1 protein-coding gene is annotated in these 762 nt (G+C 51.7%); it reads right to left on the minus strand.

The features are described from left to right. Positions 1–30 precede the first annotated feature (30 nt). Positions 31–762, minus strand: a 732-nt coding sequence (locus tag HED67_RS06695) for a recombinase zinc beta ribbon domain-containing protein (protein ID WP_118627730.1), incomplete at its 5' end; no start/stop codon positions are given.

Consider the following 762-nt stretch of genomic DNA (forward strand, 5'->3'; position numbering starts at 1 on the left):
TTTTTAAGAGAACCGTCCCGGCGGGACAGGTCAGGCAGTGACCTGTTCCACCTCCGGGATGGGTTTGAGATTAAAATGAATTTCGATAGAAATGTGTCTTGTTTTATCTTCGTCAATGCGCTCATGCACGACGATTTCTTTGATTAAGCGGTTGAGGGTGGCTGCGTCCAGCTCTGTGATGTTGGCGTATTCCTGAATGGCTTCCACCCATTGTTTTGCGTCATTGGCAAGCTGGACTTCATCGGACAGCCGCTTTCTGCCCTCGGACACTTTTGTTTTAAGCTCCGTCTGCTCGGTCTGTGTCTTTTCCAGCATGGTGTTGAAATTCTGCTCACTGATACGCCCTGCAATCATATCCTCATAAAGCCGCATGACCATTTTGTCCAGAACCTCAATCCGTTCCTCGTCCCTTGTAAGGGAGCGTTCCATTGCTTCCCGCTGTTCCCGCTGCTCGGCTTCACAGGTATTGGTCAGGCGGTCAGCAACCGCTTCCCCGTCCATCAGGGCAGCTCTGGCACATTCCCGGATTTTCCGCAGCACATGGCTGTAAAGGGTGTCATAGTCAATCCGGTGCTGGGTGCAGTGGTTCTTTCCAAAGGCATTGTAGGTCTTGCAGGAGTAAATCCGCTGGGGATGTTTTGCGTTTGTGTAGCGTATCGTCAGCGACTTCCCACACTCGCCGCATTTTATCAGTCCGGCAAACAGGCTGATTTCATTGGTCTGCCCCGGACGCTGGCGGGATTTCAGCTTGTTCTGCACAAT

Source organism: Pseudocoprococcus catus, assembly GCF_019734885.1.
GTDB lineage: Bacteria > Bacillota > Clostridia > Lachnospirales > Lachnospiraceae > Coprococcus_A > Coprococcus_A catus.